Source organism: Sphingomonas sp. Leaf23 (assembly GCF_001421585.1).
Taxonomy (GTDB): Bacteria; Pseudomonadota; Alphaproteobacteria; order Sphingomonadales; family Sphingomonadaceae; genus Sphingomonas.
This window is the reverse complement of the sequence record NZ_LMKR01000001.1, coordinates 594,516-611,758: the sequence shown is the minus strand read 5'-3', so window position 1 is coordinate 611,758 and position 17,243 is coordinate 594,516. Positions and strand designations below refer to the sequence as shown.

19 protein-coding genes are annotated in these 17,243 nt (G+C 66.9%); 10 read left to right on the top strand and 9 right to left on the bottom strand.

What is annotated here, in order from left to right; genetic code table 11:
* Positions 1-77: 77 nt before the first annotated feature.
* Genes ASE67_RS03060 through ASE67_RS03050 form a run of 3 tightly spaced genes read left to right on the top strand, consistent with a single transcriptional unit; the run spans position 78 to position 2,276 of the window.
* Complete coding sequence (locus ASE67_RS03060; RefSeq protein ID WP_055756632.1) at positions 78-1,220, top strand: bifunctional 2-C-methyl-D-erythritol 4-phosphate cytidylyltransferase/2-C-methyl-D-erythritol 2,4-cyclodiphosphate synthase; 1,143 nt, start codon at positions 78-80, stop codon at positions 1,218-1,220.
* Positions 1,217-1,732 carry a hypothetical protein gene (locus ASE67_RS03055; protein WP_055756630.1) on the top strand — a complete coding sequence of 172 codons (516 nt, stop codon included), beginning with the start codon at positions 1,217-1,219 and terminating at the stop codon, positions 1,730-1,732. The genes ASE67_RS03060 and ASE67_RS03055 overlap by 4 nt, the downstream gene beginning before the upstream one ends.
* Positions 1,733-1,736: 4 nt before the next feature.
* Positions 1,737-2,276: a CinA family protein gene (locus tag ASE67_RS03050; RefSeq protein WP_055756945.1), complete on the top strand. Its 540-nt coding sequence runs from the start codon at positions 1,737-1,739 to the stop codon at positions 2,274-2,276.
* On the opposite strand, the gene ASE67_RS03045 is transcribed toward ASE67_RS03050, so the two are convergent.
* Both ASE67_RS03045 and lipA read right to left on the bottom strand, forming a co-directional pair.
* Entirely contained in the window at positions 2,198-2,698 is a 501-nt protein-coding gene (locus tag ASE67_RS03045) for a type II toxin-antitoxin system RatA family toxin (protein WP_055756628.1), read from the bottom strand. The two genes, ASE67_RS03050 and ASE67_RS03045, sit on opposite strands and share 79 nt — an antisense overlap.
* Complete coding sequence (lipA, locus tag ASE67_RS03040; RefSeq protein ID WP_055756943.1) at positions 2,698-3,624, bottom strand: lipoyl synthase; 927 nt, start codon at positions 3,622-3,624, stop codon at positions 2,698-2,700. Before lipA ends, ASE67_RS03045 begins: the two co-directional genes overlap by 1 nt.
* Positions 3,625-3,731: 107 nt before the next feature.
* On the opposite strand from lipA, the gene ASE67_RS03035 reads away from it, so the two are divergent.
* Complete coding sequence (locus tag ASE67_RS03035; RefSeq protein WP_156348492.1) at positions 3,732-4,358, top strand: carbonic anhydrase; 627 nt, start codon at positions 3,732-3,734, stop codon at positions 4,356-4,358.
* 44 nt (positions 4,359-4,402) lie between these two features.
* Here the strand turns inward: ASE67_RS03035 and aspS are convergent, their stop codons facing one another.
* Positions 4,403-6,199, bottom strand: coding sequence for an aspartate--tRNA ligase (gene aspS / locus ASE67_RS03030; RefSeq protein WP_055756941.1), 1,797 nt, complete (start codon positions 6,197-6,199; stop codon positions 4,403-4,405).
* A gap of 113 nt (positions 6,200-6,312) precedes the next feature.
* On the opposite strand from aspS, the gene rnd reads away from it, so the two are divergent.
* Both rnd and ASE67_RS03020 read left to right on the top strand, forming a co-directional pair.
* Positions 6,313-7,488 carry a ribonuclease D gene (rnd, locus tag ASE67_RS03025; RefSeq protein WP_055756624.1) on the top strand — a complete coding sequence of 392 codons (1,176 nt, stop codon included), beginning with the start codon at positions 6,313-6,315 and terminating at the stop codon, positions 7,486-7,488.
* Positions 7,485-7,772, top strand: a complete 288-nt coding sequence (locus ASE67_RS03020) for an I78 family peptidase inhibitor (protein ID WP_055756621.1) — start codon at positions 7,485-7,487, stop codon at positions 7,770-7,772. Before rnd ends, ASE67_RS03020 begins: the two co-directional genes overlap by 4 nt.
* Before the next feature lie 135 nt (positions 7,773-7,907).
* Here the strand turns inward: ASE67_RS03020 and ASE67_RS03015 are convergent, their stop codons facing one another.
* Genes ASE67_RS03015 through ASE67_RS03000 form a run of 4 tightly spaced genes read right to left on the bottom strand, consistent with a single transcriptional unit; the run spans position 7,908 to position 13,445 of the window.
* Positions 7,908-9,404, bottom strand: a complete 1,497-nt coding sequence (locus tag ASE67_RS03015; RefSeq protein ID WP_235511760.1) for a Ppx/GppA family phosphatase — start codon at positions 9,402-9,404, stop codon at positions 7,908-7,910.
* Positions 9,401-11,575: an RNA degradosome polyphosphate kinase gene (locus ASE67_RS03010; RefSeq protein ID WP_055756620.1), complete on the bottom strand. Its 2,175-nt coding sequence runs from the start codon at positions 11,573-11,575 to the stop codon at positions 9,401-9,403. The genes ASE67_RS03015 and ASE67_RS03010 overlap by 4 nt, the downstream gene beginning before the upstream one ends.
* Positions 11,572-12,210, bottom strand: a complete 639-nt coding sequence (locus tag ASE67_RS03005) for a hypothetical protein (RefSeq protein ID WP_055756618.1) — start codon at positions 12,208-12,210, stop codon at positions 11,572-11,574. The genes ASE67_RS03010 and ASE67_RS03005 overlap by 4 nt, the downstream gene beginning before the upstream one ends.
* Complete coding sequence (locus ASE67_RS03000; RefSeq protein ID WP_055756616.1) at positions 12,207-13,445, bottom strand: hypothetical protein; 1,239 nt, start codon at positions 13,443-13,445, stop codon at positions 12,207-12,209. The genes ASE67_RS03005 and ASE67_RS03000 overlap by 4 nt, the downstream gene beginning before the upstream one ends.
* Positions 13,446-13,504: 59 nt before the next feature.
* Here ASE67_RS03000 and purM point away from each other — a divergent pair, with 59 nt between their 5' ends.
* The 4 genes from purM to ASE67_RS02980 are packed head-to-tail and all read left to right on the top strand — an operon-like array spanning position 13,505 to position 16,029.
* Complete coding sequence (gene purM, locus ASE67_RS02995) at positions 13,505-14,611, top strand: phosphoribosylformylglycinamidine cyclo-ligase (RefSeq protein WP_055756613.1); 1,107 nt, start codon at positions 13,505-13,507, stop codon at positions 14,609-14,611.
* Complete coding sequence (purN, locus tag ASE67_RS02990) at positions 14,604-15,173, top strand: phosphoribosylglycinamide formyltransferase (protein WP_443025515.1); 570 nt, start codon at positions 14,604-14,606, stop codon at positions 15,171-15,173. Before purM ends, purN begins: the two co-directional genes overlap by 8 nt.
* A gap of 5 nt (positions 15,174-15,178) precedes the next feature.
* Entirely contained in the window at positions 15,179-15,430 is a 252-nt protein-coding gene (locus ASE67_RS02985) for a hypothetical protein (protein ID WP_156348491.1), read from the top strand.
* Positions 15,427-16,029, top strand: a complete 603-nt coding sequence (locus ASE67_RS02980) for a hypothetical protein (RefSeq protein WP_055756607.1) — start codon at positions 15,427-15,429, stop codon at positions 16,027-16,029. The genes ASE67_RS02985 and ASE67_RS02980 overlap by 4 nt, the downstream gene beginning before the upstream one ends.
* Positions 16,030-16,269: 240 nt before the next feature.
* Here the strand turns inward: ASE67_RS02980 and ndk are convergent, their stop codons facing one another.
* Positions 16,270-16,692 carry a nucleoside-diphosphate kinase gene (gene ndk, locus ASE67_RS02975; protein ID WP_055756604.1) on the bottom strand — a complete coding sequence of 141 codons (423 nt, stop codon included), beginning with the start codon at positions 16,690-16,692 and terminating at the stop codon, positions 16,270-16,272.
* 81 nt (positions 16,693-16,773) lie between these two features.
* On the bottom strand, positions 16,774-17,211 hold the full coding sequence (locus tag ASE67_RS02970) for a DNA polymerase III subunit chi (protein WP_055756602.1): 438 nt from the start codon (positions 17,209-17,211) through the stop codon (positions 16,774-16,776).
* Between the last annotated feature and the right edge of the window lie 32 nt (positions 17,212-17,243).

The window sequence follows — 17,243 nt, the reverse complement described above, 5'->3', positions numbered from 1 at the left end:
ATTGGGCAATGCCTTACCGCATCCGCCACCCAAGGGCAAGGCTGGCGGGCCGGCACGGCTTGCGCTAGGCGGGCGCCATGCAGACCGGTCCAACCATCGCCCTGATCGTCGCCGCCGGAACCGGCGTCCGATCGGGCAGCAGCCTGCCCAAGCAATTCGCACCCATCGCCGGACGGGCGATGATCGCCCATGCCCATGCGGCGCTGGCGGGGCATCCCGGCATTGACCGCGTACTGGTCGTGATCGGTGCAGGTCAGGAAGCGCTGTTGCGCGCGACGGTCGGCGAGGTCGAGTTCGTCATCGGCGGGGCGACGCGGCGCGAGAGTGTCGCCGCCGGGCTGGCGGCGATCGGCGACGCCGGCCGGGTGCTGATCCATGACGCGGCGCGGCCGTTCCTGCCGGGGGCCGTGATCGAGCGGTTGCTGGCGGCGCTGGACAATGCGCCCGGCGCGGTGCCGGTCCTGCCGGTTGCCGATACGTTGGCGATGGGCGGCGCGGCGCTGGGTGACGTAGTGCCGCGCGACCGGTTGTTCCGTGTACAGACGCCGCAGGCCTTTGCAGCCGGTGCCATTCGTGACGCCCATGCCTCGTGGGATGCGACCGCCGAGGCAACCGACGACGCCCAGATGCTGCGGGCTATCGGACTGGACGTGGTGATGGTCGAAGGGGACAGCATGCTCGAGAAGATCACCTTTCCGGCCGATTTCGCCGCCACCGAAGCCCGAATGCTGCCGACGCTCGTGTCGCGCAGCGCCACCGGCTATGACGTCCACCGGTTGGAAGCGGGCGAGGAATTGTGGCTGGGCGGGGTGCTGATCCCGCACGATCGCGGCCTGTCGGGGCATAGCGATGCGGATGTCGCGCTCCATGCGATTACCGACGCGCTGCTCGGCACGATCGGTGCGGGCGATATCGGAACGCACTTCCCGCCGAGCGATCCGCAATGGCGTGGCGCGGAGTCGGGGCAGTTTCTCCGGCACGCCGCCTCGCTGGTCCGGGCCGAGGGCGGCATCATCGATTTCGTCGACCTGACGCTGATCTGCGAAGCGCCGAAGATCGGCCCGCACCGCGCGGCGATGCGCGCGCGGGTGGGGGCCTTGCTCGAGATTGCCGAGCGGCAGGTGAGCATCAAGGCGACGACCAGCGAGCGGCTGGGCTTTACCGGCCGACAGGAAGGGATCGCTGCGCAGGCGATCTGCACCGTGCGGGTGCCGGCATGAAGCGGCTTGCCGCGCTGCTGGCGCTGGCTGCCTGTGGCAATGCGCCGGTACAGGCCACGCAAGCCTGCGTCACCACGGCAGAGGCCGAGGCGCTGGTGCTGTTCGTCGCGCCGGAACTGATCCGGCAGGCCGGCGCCCGCTGTGCCAATGCCCTGCCGCCGACCGCGCTTCTGCGCCGGAGCGGCGGACCGTTCCTGTCCCGGTATGAAGCCGAAACCGACGCAGCCTGGCCACAGGCCAAGGCGGCGCTGTCGCGCCTGACCGCGCCACAGGCGATCCAGCTGCTCGATTCGGCGTTCGCCGCGCCGATCGTGGCGTCGCTGGTCGCACCGATGGTGGTCGGCAATATCGACGCCGCCGACTGCCCCAGGATCGAACGCGCCGCCAATCTGGTACAGGCGCTGCCGCCCCGTAATGTCGCCGGCCTGATCGTGCTGTTTGCCCAGGTCGACGCCGACCGCCCCAACCCCCAGATGCGACTGCCCTTGTGTCGGCAGGCCGCCCGGAATTGATGTGATGGATAGCATACTCCCCCCCGAACTGGTCGAAGCCGCCCGCCGCGTGGTCGAGGAAAATCGCGCCGCCGGACGCCGCGTCGCGCTGGCCGAAAGCTGCACCGGTGGCCTGGTCGCTGCCGCGATCACCGAAATTCCCGGCTGTTCGGACGTGCTCGAGGCCGGGTTCGTGACCTATTCGAACGAGGCCAAGATCGGGCTGGTCAAGGTCAGCTCCGACGTGATCGAGACGTTCGGCGCGGTATCGATCGCGACGGCGTGGAGCATGGCGCAAGGCGCGCTGGAAGTGACGCAGGCCGATGTGGCGGTGGCGATCACCGGCGTCGCGGGGCCGGGCGGCGGCAGCGAGAAGAAGCCGGTCGGCACCGTGGTATTTGCACGCGCCGAAAAGGGTGGCGATCCGGCAAAGGTCGTCGCCGACCTGCGCCAGTTCGGTGATCTGGGCCGCGGGACGATCCGGCTTCAGGCGGCGTTGTGCGCGCTCGAACTGTTGCTGCCGCCCGATGTCGCCCCGGAGGAACCCGTCGACGAATCGCCGTAAAGCTGGGCGGCGCGATCCTCGAAAGCGCCGATCATCTTGCGGAGCGCCCGGTCGAAGACCTGACCTGCCAGCATCTCGAACACGCGGTTCTTGAACTGGAAGTCGACGCAGAATTCGACCAGCGTGCCGCCCTGCCCGTCCGGCTTGAACCGCCAGTCATTGTTCAGATATTTGAGCGGCCCATCGAGATAATCGACGCGCAGATGGCCGGGGCGCTCCTTCTGCACTTTCGACGTAAAGCTCTCGCGCAAGCCCTTGAAGCCGACGATCATGTCGGCGACCATCTCCGTCGCGCTGTCCGACCGCACCCGGATCGCGCTGACCCACGGCAGGAACTCGCTGTAGCGACCGACGTCCGCCACCAGGTCGAACATCTGCTCCGGCGTATAGGGCAGATGCCGGGTTTCGCTATGCTTCGGCATTACGCGCGGACGACGCCCAGCTTGGCGTCGCGGTTGGCCCGCATCCGTTCGAAATCGTCGCCCGCGTGATAGCTCGACCGGGTAAGCGGCGACGATGCGACCAGCAGGAAGCCCTTCGCACGGGCGATCGCGGCATAGCTGTCGAACGCCTTGGGCGTCACGAAGTCGATGACCTTCGCGTGTTTCGGCGTCGGTTGCAGATACTGGCCCATCGTCAGGAAATCGATATCGGCCGAGCGCATGTCGTCCATCACCTGATGGACCTCCATCCGCTCCTCGCCCAGCCCCAGCATGACGCCCGACTTGGTAAAGATCGACGGATCGAGCTTCTTGACGCTCTCCAACAGGCGCAGCGACGCGTAATAGCGGGCACCCGGACGGATCGTCGGGTACAGGCGGGGCACGGTTTCCAGGTTGTGGTTATAGACGTCCGGGCGTGCCGCCACGATCATCTCGACTGCCGCTTCATGCTTGTTGCGGAAATCGGGCGTCAGGATTTCGATCGTCGTGGTCGGGTTCGCGGCGCGGATCGCCTCGATCACCTTCACGAACTGCTTCGCGCCGCCATCGGGCAGGTCGTCGCGATCGACCGAGGTGATGACGATATGGTTCAGCCCCATCGCCGCCGCCGCTTCGGCGACATGCTGCGGCTCCATCGGGTCGACCGCACGCGGCATGCCCGTCTTCACGTTGCAGAAGGCGCAGGCGCGGGTGCAGGTGTCGCCCAGGATCATGACGGTCGCGTGCTTCTTCGACCAGCATTCGCCGATATTGGGGCAGGCCGCTTCCTCGCACACCGTCGTCAGGCTTTTCGACCGCATCAGCGCGCGGGTTTCGGCAACGACTTTTCCAGTCGGGGCCTTTACGCGAATCCAGTCGGGCTTGCGTTCGCGCTGCGGGCGGGGGAGCGGCGTCATTTCGTTCATGGGCGTCAGATAGCGATGCGCGGGCAAACGAACAACCGCCTGCAACATTCCCGGCGCCCATGCGTCATAGCGCGCGAGGGAAGAGCACAACTTTTGATGGAGATTCTTTGATGCACTTCAGCGACCTCAAGGAAGGGTATTACCGTTTCCGCGGCACCGAATGGCAGCAGGAACGCGAACGCTGGAGCGAACTCGCCACCGGGCAGAGTCCCAAGGTAATGGTGATCGCCTGTTCCGACAGCCGCGTCGATCCGGCGACTATCTTCGGTGCGCGTCCGGGCGAGATTTTCGTGGTCCGCAACGTCGCCAATCTGGTCCCGCCGTTCGAGGATGACGGCGGCCGGCACGGCGTGTCGGCGGCGCTGGAGTTCGCCGTCACGAAGCTGGAAGTCGAGGAAGTCCTGGTGCTGGGTCACGGCGCGTGCGGCGGCGTGAATGCGTGCCTGACGCAATCGCTCGCCAATACCAAGCCGGGCGAAGGCGGCTTCGTCGCCCACTGGATCGACCTGCTCGACGACGCACGCGAAAAGGTCGTGGCCGAGCATGGCACCGGGCCCGAGGGCCAGAAGGCGCTGGAACAGGAAGGCGTGAAGGTCTCGCTCAACAACCTGATGACCTTCCCGTTCGTGAAGGAAAGGGTCGAGGCCGGCACGCTCAAGCTACACGGCGCGGTGTTCGCGATCGACGACGGGCGCCTGCGCGTGCTCGAAGGCGAAACGTTCGAAAACGCCTGAATCGGATCGCGGGGCGGGGTCATCCCCCGCCCCGCGAAACGTCTTTAGCCCTCCTTCGGGCCGTCGGCGGTTACCCGGATATTCAGCTCACGCAGCTGCTTGGGCGTCGCGTAGTTCGGCGCACCCATCATCAGATCCTCGGCCTTCTGCGTCATCGGGAAGGTGATGACCTCCCGGATATTCGGTTCGTCGGCCAGCAGCATGACGATGCGGTCGACGCCCGGTGCCGAACCACCGTGCGGCGGGGCGCCGAACTTGAACGCATTGATCATGCCCGCAAAGTTCGTGTCGACGTCTTCCTGCGTGTAGCCGGCGATCTCGAACGCCTTGTACATGATTTCCGGGCGGTGGTTCCGGATCGCGCCCGACGACAGCTCCACGCCGTTACACACGATATCGTACTGATAGGCGAGGATATCGAGCGGGTTCATCGTCTCCAGTGCTTCCATCTCGCCCTGCGGCATAGAGAAGGGGTTGTGGCTGAAATCGACCTTCTTCGCGTCCTCGTCATATTCGAACATCGGGAAGTCGACGATCCAGCAGAACTCGAACCGCTTGTCGTCGATCAGGCCCAGCGTGTCGGCAACGCGGGTGCGGGCAAGGCCGGCGAGCTTGGCCGCCTGTGCTTCCTTGCCCGCAGAAAAGAAAACGCCATCATCGGGACCAAGGCCGAGCGCCTCGGCGATCTTCGCCATGCCCTCCTCGCCATGGTTCTTGGCGATCGGGCCACCCCATTCGCCACCCCTGCGCGTGGCGTAGCCCAAGCCGGCGAACCCTTCGGACTGTGCCCAGGCATTCATGTCGTCAAAGAATTTGCGGCTCTTGTCGGCGGTCTTGGGCGCCGGCACCGCGCGCACGACATCGCCTGCCTCGACGATCGAAGCGAAGCGGCCGAAGCCTGACCCTACGAAGTGCTGCGATACGTCGGTGATGATGAGCGGGTTGCGCAGGTCGGGCTTGTCGTTGCCATATTTCAGCATCGATTCGCGGTACGGGATGCGCTGGAAGGGAAGAGGGCTGACGGTGCGGCCCTTGCCCTGCCAGTTCGCATATTCCTCGAACACGCCGTGCAGAACGGGTTCGATCGCGGCGAACACGTCCTCCTGCGTGACGAAGCTCATTTCGAAATCGAGCTGGTAGAACTCGCCCGGCGACCGGTCGGCGCGGGCGTCCTCGTCGCGGAAGCAGGGTGCGATCTGGAAATAGCGGTCGAAGCCGGCGACCATCAGCAGCTGCTTGAACATCTGCGGTGCCTGCGGCAGCGCGTAGAACTTGCCCGGATGGACGCGGCTGGGGACCAGATAGTCGCGCGCGCCTTCGGGGCTGCTCGCGGTCAGGATCGGCGTCTGGAATTCGGTGAAGCCCTGATCGATCATCCGGCGGCGCAGCGACGCGATGACGTTCGAGCGCAGCAGGATGTTCGCGTGCAGCCGCTCGCGACGCAGGTCGAGGAAGCGATAGCGAAGGCGAATGTCTTCCGGGTACTCGGCTTCGCCCGCGACCGGCATCGGCAGCTCCTGTGCGGCCGACTGGAGCGTCGCCGAGCGCGCGTAGATTTCGATCGCGCCGGTGGCGAGGTTCGGGTTCTTCGTCGCCTCGCTGCGCAGCTTCACATTGCCGTCGATCGTCAGCACCGATTCGGTGCGGGCCGATTCGAGCAGCGCGAGCGCTGGCGAATCGCTGTCGGCAACGATCTGGGTAATGCCGTAATGGTCGCGCAGGTCGATGAAGAGCACGCCGCCATGGTCGCGCTTGCGATGCACCCAACCCGACAGGCGGACGGTATCGCCGTCGTTCGCGTCGGTCAGCTGGCCGCAGTTATGGGTGCGATAGGCGTGCATCATTCGGAACCTTATGGCCGGGAAACTTCCCAGTCTGGGATAATTCGGATGCGCGCCGCTTCCCCCCCTCACCCCCTTTTGTCAAGGCGCGGAACCCTTGCTATGCGGAGCCGATGCACATCCATCCGTTGATCGAGGACAGCGCGACCCTCGCCGCCCTCTGTACCCGCCTCGCCCAGTCCGACTTCGTTGCCGTCGACACCGAATTCATGCGCGAGAACAGCTATTGGCCGGAACTCTGCCTGATCCAGATCGCCAATACCGAGGAAGCCGCCGCGATCGACCCGATGGCGCCGGGCATCGACCTGACCCCGCTGCTCGAGCTGCTGACCGACAACGACGAGGTATTGAAGGTCTTCCATGCCGGCGGGCAGGATATCGAGATCGTCTATAACCTGACCGGCAAGACCCCCTTCCCAATGTTCGACACGCAGGTGGCGGCGATGGCGCTGGGCCAGGGGGAGCAGGTCGGCTATTCGAACCTGGTCGATGCCTATCTGGGGATCACGGTCGACAAGGGCGCGCGCTTTACCGACTGGTCGCGCCGCCCGCTGGACGACCGGCAGATCGACTATGCGATCGCCGACGTGACGCATCTCTCGGTGATTTTCCCCAAGATGCTCGGCAAGTTGCGCAAGACCGGACGCGGGCTGTGGCTGGATGAAGAGATGGAGCGGATCGCCGACCCCTCCAACTATTTCAACGACCCCGAGCAGGTGTGGCAGCGCATCCGGGTGAACAGCCGCAAGCCCGAGGTGCTGGGCCGGCTGAAGGCGCTGGGCAAGTGGCGCGAGCTGGAGGCGCAGGGCAAGAACCTGCCGCGCGGCCGCATCGTCAAGGATGAGACAATCGCCGACCTGGCCGGCAACCCGCCGCGCAAGCAGAGCGATCTGGCGAAAGTACGCGGGCTGTCGGCGGCGTGGGCGCATAACGATATCGGCGGGCGGATGATGGACGCGCTGGCGAATGCCAAGCCGTTGCCCGCCGACCAGATGCCTGGCCGCGACGAGCGCAAGCCGGCGCTAGGCAAGGAAGGGGCGCTGGTCGCCGACCTGCTGAAACTGCTGCTGAAGATCCGCGCGAACGAGATCAAGGTCGCGTCGCGGCTGCTGGCGCGGTCGGACGATCTGGAAGCGCTGGCCGCCGGGCAGCGCGAGGGACTGTCGATCCTGAACGGCTGGCGGTTCGAACAATTCGGCTGCGATGCGCTGGCGCTGGTCGAGGGTCAGCTGGGGTTCACCGTGCTGGGAGGAAAGCTGAAGATGACCCGAGCGGAGGTAGTGGAATGAAGCCGACCATCCTGATCGCAGCATTGGCGCTGGGCGCGTGCGCGACGACGAAACCGAGCGAAAGCGCGCCGGCTCTGGCCGATTCGTGCGATACCAGCATTCTGGCGGCGCTGGTCGGCAGGCCGTTCTCAGCAGCGGTCGAGGCCGAGGCGAAGAAGCAGTCGGGGCTGACCAACGTCCGCGTGATCCGGCCGGGCATGGCGGTGACGATGGATTTCCAGCCCGGCCGGCTCAACATCGACCTCGATGAGAAGGGCGTCGTGACCGGATTTCGCTGCGGCTGACGTCCAAAGTTCACAAAGTTCACACTCGCACACTGTTTGTGCCACTATCCTCCGAACGCCGCTCCCGCGAGGGCTGGTATGGCGGGCGCGAGGGCAGAGGCTAGCCAGGCCCTGCAGTGTAGGAAAGCGCGGCCTTCAGCGGGTGACCAGCGCCGCGTCCATGCCCAGCGCCGTCGCCAGCGCGCGATGCCGTTTCTGCACCGCTTCGCCGTAGAGCGCCACGTCCGCCGTCGGGACGACCAACTCCACCTGCCCGCGTTTGCGGCGGACGTCGGTGCGTTGCAGCGGGGTTGCGACGCCGCCGCTCAACCGCTGGCCCAGCCGCATGGCGAGACCCCAGCGATGCGCCGCCTCCAGCGCGGCGATCGGCGCCAGTCGGCCGAGCGGTTCGGGCGGCCCCTCCGCGCTGCCGCCGCCCAGACAGCTGTGCAGCGCCTGCGCGACGATCGCGCGGCCGGCGGCGTCGATCGCAACCCAATTGCCGTGCAGCGCGATCTCCACGCCGCGTTCGGCGCGGAATTCGGGGTTCGCGTGCCAGCCCACATCGGCCAGCAGGCAGGCGGCATGGCGCAGCCGGACGGCGGCGGGGTCGTCGTCGGGGAATAGCGGCGCGATCCATTTGTGGAGCAGGTCGCCATGTTCGACGAAGCGCCCCTGCCGCGCCCCTTCGTCATGGGCGGCGACGATCAGCGGGTCCTGCTTGCGCACCGCAGCGGGCATCGCGGCGTAGAGCAGCCCCTCGCGCAGGCCATAGGCGGAGATCATCGTCGTCGCGCTGCCCAATTGTCGCGCCATCGCCGACAGCACGGCGGTGGCATTGTCGAGCGTCGGCACGCGCCCGCCCGACAGGTTCGGCACGGCCTTCAGGTCGGCACGCGGTGTATCGGCGATGATCCGCTCCAATTCGGCAATCCGCGCGAGCGACATGGTATAGCCATGCGCGATCGGCAGCGGATAGCCGGTCAGGTGCATGTCGAATCGCGCCAGCGTGCGCCACGATCCGCCGACCAGATAGAAGGGCAGCCCCTTCCCCCGCCCGGTCCAGCCGGCATCGGCCACCAGCCGCTGCACCACCCGGTCGAGTTCGCCCGCGCGGCGTTCGCGGATCGCGCCGATGCGCAGGACGCCCAGCGGGAACGACACGCGATCGCCGATCTTGCCATTCTTGATACGGACCAGTTCGAGGCTGCCCCCGCCCAAGTCCCCGACGATCCCGTCGGCATCGGGGATGGCGGACAGCACGCCGTGGCCGGCGGCCTGCGCCTCTTCCTCGCCGGTCAGCGTCTCGACCGTCAGACCCAGCGATTCGGCCAGTGCCACCAGTTCATGGCCATTGGCCGCATCGCGAACGGCAGCGGTGGCAACGGTGCGGACGACCTCGACCTGCATTTCGCGGGTCAGCCATGCGAACCGGTGCAGCGCGGTGCTGGCCAGCGCCATCGCCTCCGGCTCGATCCGGCCGGTTTCGGCTAGCGAACGGCCGAGCCCGGCCAGCACCTTTTCATTGAACAGCGTGGCCGGAATGCGATCCGGCCCGCCATAGACGACCAGCCGGATCGAGTTCGATCCGATGTCGATGATGGCACTATGCGCCGCGCTGACCGGGCGGCTGATCCATGGCAGGCGGATCAAGCCGCGCCGTCCCGTGCCGCTCGCCACGCGCGCAGCGACAGTTTCTGCGGCACGGTCGCCGATCCGCTCTCGATTGCGGCACCCCGGCCCGACAGCGAGGGATTGGTCATGAAATAGCGATGCAGGTTGAACGGGCGATCGCCCTTTGCCACGCGGCGATAGCTGCCATCGGGTCCCAGCTCCCAGGTCTGTTCAGTGTCGAGCAGGTTCGCGACCATGACCTGATCGAGCACCTGATCGTGGACGGTCGGGTTGTTGATCGGCATCAGATATTCGACGCGGCGGTCGAAATTGCGCGGCATCCAGTCGGCCGACGACACATAGACCAGCGCGTCGTCATTGGGCAGCGCCTGCCCGTTGCCGAAGCAATAGATACGGCTGTGTTCGAGGAAGCGGCCGACGACCGACTTCACGCGGATGTTGTCCGACATGCCGGGTACGCCCGGCCGCAGGCAACAGATGCCGCGCACGATCAGGTCGATCTGCACCCCCGCCGCCGATGCTTCGTACAGCTTGTCGATCAGGGCAGGATCGACCAGCGAGTTCATCTTCAGCCAGATCGAACCTTCGCCGCCGGTGCGGGCCGTCTGGATTTCCCCCTCGATCAATGCCTCCAGCCGGTTGCGCAGGTCGCGGGGCGAAATGGCAAGCTGTTGCAGTGACTGCGGTTCGACATAGCCGGTGATGTAGTTGAACACCTGCGCCGCATCGCGCCCAATCACCGGGTCGGCGGTGAAGAAGCTGAGGTCGGTGTAGATACGCGCGGTGATCGGGTGATAATTGCCGGTGCCGAAGTGGCAATAGGTGCGATAGCCCTGTTCTTCGCGCCGGACCACCATCGAGATTTTCGCGTGGGTCTTCCACTCGATAAAGCCGTAGACGACCTGCACCCCGGCGCGTTCGAGGACCGAGGCGAGGTTCAGGTTCTGCTCTTCATCGAAGCGGGCCTTCAGCTCGACGACGGCGGTCACCGACTTGCCCGCCTCCGCAGCGGCGACCAGCGCGGCGACGACGGCGGATTGCTTGCCCGCGCGGTACAGCGTCTGCTTGATCGCGACGACATCGGGGTCGGCGGCGGCCTGTTTCAAGAAAGCCAGCACCACGTCGAAGGTTTCGTACGGGTGGTGGACGACGATATCCTTTGCCCGGATCGCCGCGAAACAGTCGCCGCCATATTCGCGGATACGTTCGGGGAAGCGTGGGCTGAACGGCGGGAATTTCAGGTCGGGGCGGTCCTCCGCCACCAGCATCGACAGGTCGCCGATGCCAAGGAACCCGCCGGTTTCGGTGATGAGCGCATCGCTGCCACCCATTTCGTCGCGCAGCAGCTGGACCAGTTCGTCGGAAATGCCCGATTCGATTTCGAGGCGGATGATCCGGCCACGCCGCCGCCGCTTGATGGCGGTGCGGAAGTACAGGACCAGATCCTCGGCCTCTTCCTCCAGTTCGATGTCGCTGTCGCGGATGACCCGGAACGCTGCGGACGCGCGCACGGTGTAGCCGGGGAAGAACAGGTTGGAGAAATGGCGCAGGATCGTCTCGATCGCGACATAGCGCGCGGCCTTGCCCGGCAGGCGGACGAAGCGCGGCATGGCCGGTGGCAGCAGCACGACTTCGCGCACCTCCACATCGTCCGAGCGGCGGATCAGGTCGAACAGCATCGCCGAGCCGAGGTTCGGGATGAAGGGAAACGGGTGCGCCGGGTCGAGCGCCTGCGGGGTCAGGACCGGGAAGACCTGTTCGCGGAAATGCCGTTCCAGCCAGACTTCGGTGTCGCCATGGATCGCATCGGCCCCGAGCACGAACACGTCGGCCTCGGCCAGGCTGGCGGCGATATCGCGCCAGATGCGCTGCTGGCTGTCAACCAGCCCGGCGGCATCGACGGTGATCGCGGCCAGCTGTTGCGAGGGCGTCAGGCCGTCGACCGATTCATGGCCCACGCCCTGGTTCTGCTGCCCCTTGAGGCCCGCCACGCGGACCATGAAGAATTCGTCGATGTTGGTCGCCGAGATCGACAGGAAGCGCAGCCGTTCGAGCAGCGGATGGTCGGGGTTGCACGCCTCGTCCAGCACGCGGCGGTTGAACGCCAGCCACGACAGCTCGCGGTTGAAATAGCGTGCTTCGGGCGCAGCGGCGACGGTGGTGCGGGCGGAGGGGACCGGATCGTTCACAGCAGGCGGTCCAGCAACAGCGGGCTGGAACCGAGCGCGGCGCGCGCGGTCGGGATCGTCAAACGGCGCGTCGAGCGCAACATTGCATCTTCCTCCAAAGCCTCGACGATCCGAAGCACCGCAAGGTGGCTCCGTTCGACGCGGCGGGCAAGCCAGCGCACGACATCCGGCGCGGCGACGAGTTCCTTCCTGTCGAACAGATATTGCAGCAGTGTTTCGATCAGCAGTTCATCGGGCGCTTCCAGCCGTAACACCGGCGTCGCCCCCATGCGTGAGCGCAGGTCGGGCAGGCCGATCCGCCAGATCGGCGGCGGGGCATCGGCGACGATCAGCAGCGGCTGCCCCTCGCTCTGCGCGCGGTTCCAGGCGTGGAACAGTTCGGTCTCGTTCCAGCGTTCGGCGTCGTCGGCGATCGTGCCGCCGCTGCGCGCGACGAACGAGCGGGCGAGCAATGTCCGGCCCGATTTGCGCGGGCCGACCAGCAGCGCGGCCTTGACCGGCCACGTTTCCCAATGGTCGAGATGGTGGACGGCGGCTTCGTTCGACGGCCCCACGAGGAACAGGTCCTGCCGGGCGCCGGCGGGCAGTTCGAGGGAGAAGGAAAGCTGTGCCGAACCGATACGCGATTGGGTCATCCCTGCGGCGTACTCGGCGGCGGGGGCGTTGGGGCGGCGCGGCGGCGGATGCGCAGCGCGCCGTCGCCCTGCTGTACCTGCCAGCCGCGTGCCTCCAGCGCGGCGGCGAAGATCGCGGCGTCACCGTCGAAGGTGACGCGGAGCACCGAGACACCGCCCAGTGCCAGGCTGGAGGTTGCGGCGGCGCGGACGCCGGGTACCGCGCGCAATGCCGCTTCGGTCGATTCGACGGCGGCTGCGTTCGGCGTATCGGCCTGGATAGACAGGGTGATCGCTTCGGTCGCGGGCGCGGCGGTCGGCGTGGCGGTGGGATCGGGCAGCGCCGGGTCGACGGCCTCTTCCTCGACCGGGATGACCGGCGTGCCCGGCGGCGGGGCGGCGAGGACGACATCGGGGCGCAGCGTGCCGGCCTGCAACGCCTGCTGATACATGGCGTCGATCCGTCGGACCCCTTCGTCGAGGAGCGCGGGGATCGCATCGCCCTGATCGACGCGCAACGAGAAGCTGCCGAGCAGGCGGTTGTCGGGGCCGTAGCCGGCGGTGAAGGTGCCGATCACCGGGCCGCCGGGCCATTGGCGGTACAGCCGGACCTGCGGGATCAGCACGTCGGATGCGCCGTACTGGTTGAGGACGGTGCGCCACCAGCCGCGTCCGCGCCGGGTCACCTGTCCGGCGTTCAGCAGCAGGCCGTCGGCGCCGGTGCCGCTGGGGCGGACATAATCCATGACGCTGCCCCCGGTGCGGAAGCGCGCCCATGCCGCCTGCCACGGGGTCGCCCGTTCGAACACGGTGCCGGTGCCGCCGTCCCAGATGAGGGGGAGGACCAGCATGGCGGGGCTGCGTTCCGACACGCCGGCGATGCCGAGGATCGACGCGGCGCGCCCGCGATTGAACAGCACGCCCAGGCGCGCGATGTAGCGCTTCGGGCCGATCTGTTCGCTTTCCACGACGATCGCGCTCACCAGCGAATCGAGCGTACCATCGGGCAGCGAGCGGGCCTGGCCGGTCAGCCGCTGCGACAGCATCTGCCAGCCCTTGCGCTGGGCGATGCGCCAGCCGGCGGTGCGCGCGGCGTCGGCGGAGGGGCCGGCGACGTCGACGCGGACCCCGTTCACCTCAAAACTGCCCGAGCTGTCGACGGCGGCGACACCGCCCTGTTGCGCCACGACCGCGCCGGTGGCGACGACGCCCAGGGCGACGGCGGCAAGGATGCGGCGGGGCTGATACGAAGTCATGGCTGCCTTTTGACGAAGCAGGCGTGGAAATCCAAGCGCGATGTAGCTAACCGGGCGACATGAGCAACGAAGCGGACCGCGGCGGCGGCTATACCTACGCACAGGCAGGCGTATCGATCGCGGCGGGCAATGCCCTGGTCCGTGCCATCGGGCCGTTGGCGAAATCGACCCGGCGCCCCGGCGCGGATCCGGAATTGGGCGGGTTCGGCGGGGTGTTCGACCCCAAGGCTGCCGGGTTCAAGGACCCGTTGCTGGTCGCGGCCAATGACGGCGTCGGCACCAAGCTGAAGCTGGCGATCGAGCACAATGCCCATGACGGCGTGGGTATCGACCTGGTCGCGATGTGCGCCAACGACCTGATCGTGCAGGGTGCCGAGCCGCTGTTCTTCCTCGATTACTATGCGACCGGCAAACTGGTTGCCGAAACCGCCGAACGCGTGGTCGGTTCGATCGCGGAAGGGTGCCGTCAGGCGGGCTGCGCGCTGATCGGGGGCGAGACGGCGGAAATGCCGGGCATGTACGAGGGCGAGGATTACGACCTTGCCGGCTTCTGCGTCGGCGCGGTCGAGCGCGAACAGCTGCTGACCGGCGACAAGGTGGCGGTCGGCGACGTGATTCTCGGCCTCGGATCGTCGGGGGTGCATTCGAACGGCTTCTCGCTCGTGCGGCGACTGGCGGCGGACAAGGGCTGGAAGCTCGACCGCCCTGCCCTGTTTGATCAGGACGTGCTGCTGATCGACGCGCTGATGGCGCCGACCAAAATCTACGTGAAGTCGCTGCTGCCGCTGCTGCGCGAGGGGCGCATTCATGGGCTGGCGCACATCACCGGCGGCGGGCTGCTGGAGAATATCCCGCGCGTCTTGCCCAAGGGTGCCCATGCCCAGGTCGATGCCGATGCGTGGGAACAGCCGCGACTGATGGCGTTCCTGCAGGCGCAGGGCAATATCGAGCCGGAAGAGATGGCGCGGACGTTCAACTGCGGCATCGGCATGGCGGTGCTGGTCGCGGCCGAAGACGCCGATGCGGTCGCCGCCGCGCTGTCGCAAGCGGGTGAGACGGTCGTACGGATCGGCACGGTCGAGGCGGGCGACAAGGGCTGCACCGTGAAGGGCAGCGCGGAGACGTGGAGCGCGCGTGCCGACTGGAGCGCGACACACCTTGGCTAAGCACCGCGTCGGGGTCCTGATTTCGGGACGGGGATCGAACATGGCGTCGCTGGTCGCAGCGGCGCGCGCCCCCGATTGCCCGTATGAGATCGTGCTGGTGGCGTCGGACAAGCCCGATGCCGCCGGCCTGGCCCATGCCGCCGAACAGGGCATCGCGACCTTCGCCCATTCGCCCCGCGGTATCCCGAAGGCGGAGTATGAGGCGGCGATCGACGGCGCGCTGCGGAACGCGGGGGTCGAGACGATCGCACTGGCTGGCTATATGCGGCTTCTGTCAGCGGATTTCGTTGCGAAGTGGCGCGACCGGATCGTGAACATCCACCCCTCGCTCCTGCCGGCGTATAAAGGGCTCGACACCCACGCAAGGGCGATCGCGGCCGGCGATGCCGAAGCGGGCTGTTCGGTGCATGTCGTCACCGAAGAGCTGGATGCCGGGAGCGTATTGGCCCAGGCGCGCGTTCCGATCCTGCCCGACGATACCGCCGATATCCTGGCGGCGCGGGTGCTGGTGGAGGAACATCGCCTCTACCCGCAAACCCTGGCGGAGTTCGTGACGCGATGACCGAGATGCTCGACCTGATCCGTGAAGCCGCGAAGGTGTTGCCGGAAACGCAGGAACGCGAAGCGGGCGAGGCGACGGTCTTTACGGTCGAGGGCAATGATTTTGTGCGGATCGTGGGTGACAGCGCGACCGTGCGCGGCGACGACGGCTGGAGCGTGATCGACGCTGACAGCGATCTCGTGGCCATCGAGGATGCCGTCGCCCATGCATGGGAACTGGCCGCGCCGCGCGCGTTGCTGGAGGCCGGCGGACGGTGAGCGACGCCGAGGACGCGCGGGCCGAGCGGCGGCGCTGGATCACGCTGGCCGAAGGCGTGGCGGTGGCCGGTGTCGTGATCGGCGGGCTGACGCTGTGGAACAACGTGTCCGAACGACGGACGGCGGATGCCGAGCGTGCGGCCGAGCGGGTGTCCTCGGCAAAGGCGAAGACCGCGCTTGCGATCGTCGCAACGCCGGATGGCGACGGCGAGCGGCTGGTGCTGAGCGCGGCCGACCGGCGGATCGAACGGATCGACGTGACGTTCCCGCCCGCGCTGAAGGTCCCGGCCAAGTCGGCGGTCGGCGATGTCGCGATCGCGGCCGATTGGGTGCGCGCGCCGTTGCTGGCGATCACCGATGGCGGGGCCGATGCGATCGAGGGTCGGTTGCCGGTCGCGGTGACCGCGACATGGTGGGACGGCGATACCCAGCGGCAGTCGAGCGCGATCTACGATCTGGTATTTGCCACCCATGGACGGATCGTTGGCGGGCGGTCGCTGAACCTCGTTGCGTTGGCACGACGTGAGGGTGCGAGCGGCGGCGTGGCGCGGCGACTGGACACGTTGTGGGCGCAGGAATTGGGGCGGTTGGCGGGATAGCGCCTCCCGTTCGTGCTGAGTAGGGGCTGAGCGAAGTCGAAGACCCATATCGAAGCACTTAGACGGCAGTCCTTCGATACGCCATTTCGACAGGCTCAATGGCTAATCAGAACGAACGGGGGGTTGGCTTGCCACACGTTCTCGACAAGCTAGAACCGAACGGTTTTCTTTTGGCAGCAAACGAAAAAGGCCCGCCTCCTCATCGGAAGCGGGCCTTTCGCATTTCAGCCGGGGCTGAAATCAGCCGATGATTTCTTCCGGCTTGAAGAAGAAGTCGATTTCGATCTTCGCATTCTCTTCCGAATCCGAACCGTGAACCGAATTCGCTTCGATCGATTCGGCCAGTTCCTTGCGGATCGTGCCGGCATCGGCGTTGGCCGGGTTAGTCGCGCCCATGATGTCGCGGTTTGCCTGCACGGCGTTTTCGCCTTCCAGCACCTGCACGACGACGGGGCCCGAGATCATGAACGACACGAGGTCGTTGAAGAAGGGACGCTCACGGTGCACGCCGTAAAAGCCTTCGGCCTGTTCGCGGGTCATCTGGATACGCTTCGAAGCGACGACGCGCAGGCCGGCTTCCTCCAGCATCTTGGTGACGGCGCCGGTCAGGTTGCGGCGGGTCGCGTCGGGCTTGATGATCGAAAAGGTACGGGTAGCGGCCATGGCGGTCGCGGCTCCTGCGTTCTGGTTGTTGGAAGGCTTGTCGCCGGTCCCCCTAGTCGGGCGACGCGCGACAGGCAAGCGTTACGCCGCCTGTTCCCAGCCGCCATCCCCCTGCCGCCAGTACCGCCGCTCGACGTCCTCGCGGTCGGCCAGCCCCTTCCAAGCGGCACGTGCCGACGCGATGTGATCCTCGCCAAAGAAGTGGAACGCGCGGTCGAAGGTCAGCGCGTCGTCGCGCCAGCGCCCGTCGACGATCGCGACGTTGCGTGCGGCGTTGGCGTCGGTCGGTTCGGGGGCGATCAGCACCGCTTGCAGCGCGTCGTCACCTGCCCCGGCCTCGGCATGGGGCAGGAAGCTGTCGGGGGCGTAGGTCCACAGCAGCATGTCGAGGTGGCGGCGCTGGTCGGCGTCATCGGACAACAGCAACAGGCGCTCGCCATCGTCGTGCAGCCGTTGAGCGATGCGCGGCAGTACCCGGTCGAGCGGGCTGCGGGTCAGGTGGTAGAAGTCGACTTTCATTTCCGTTCGCCTCCGTCATCCCGGCTTTCACC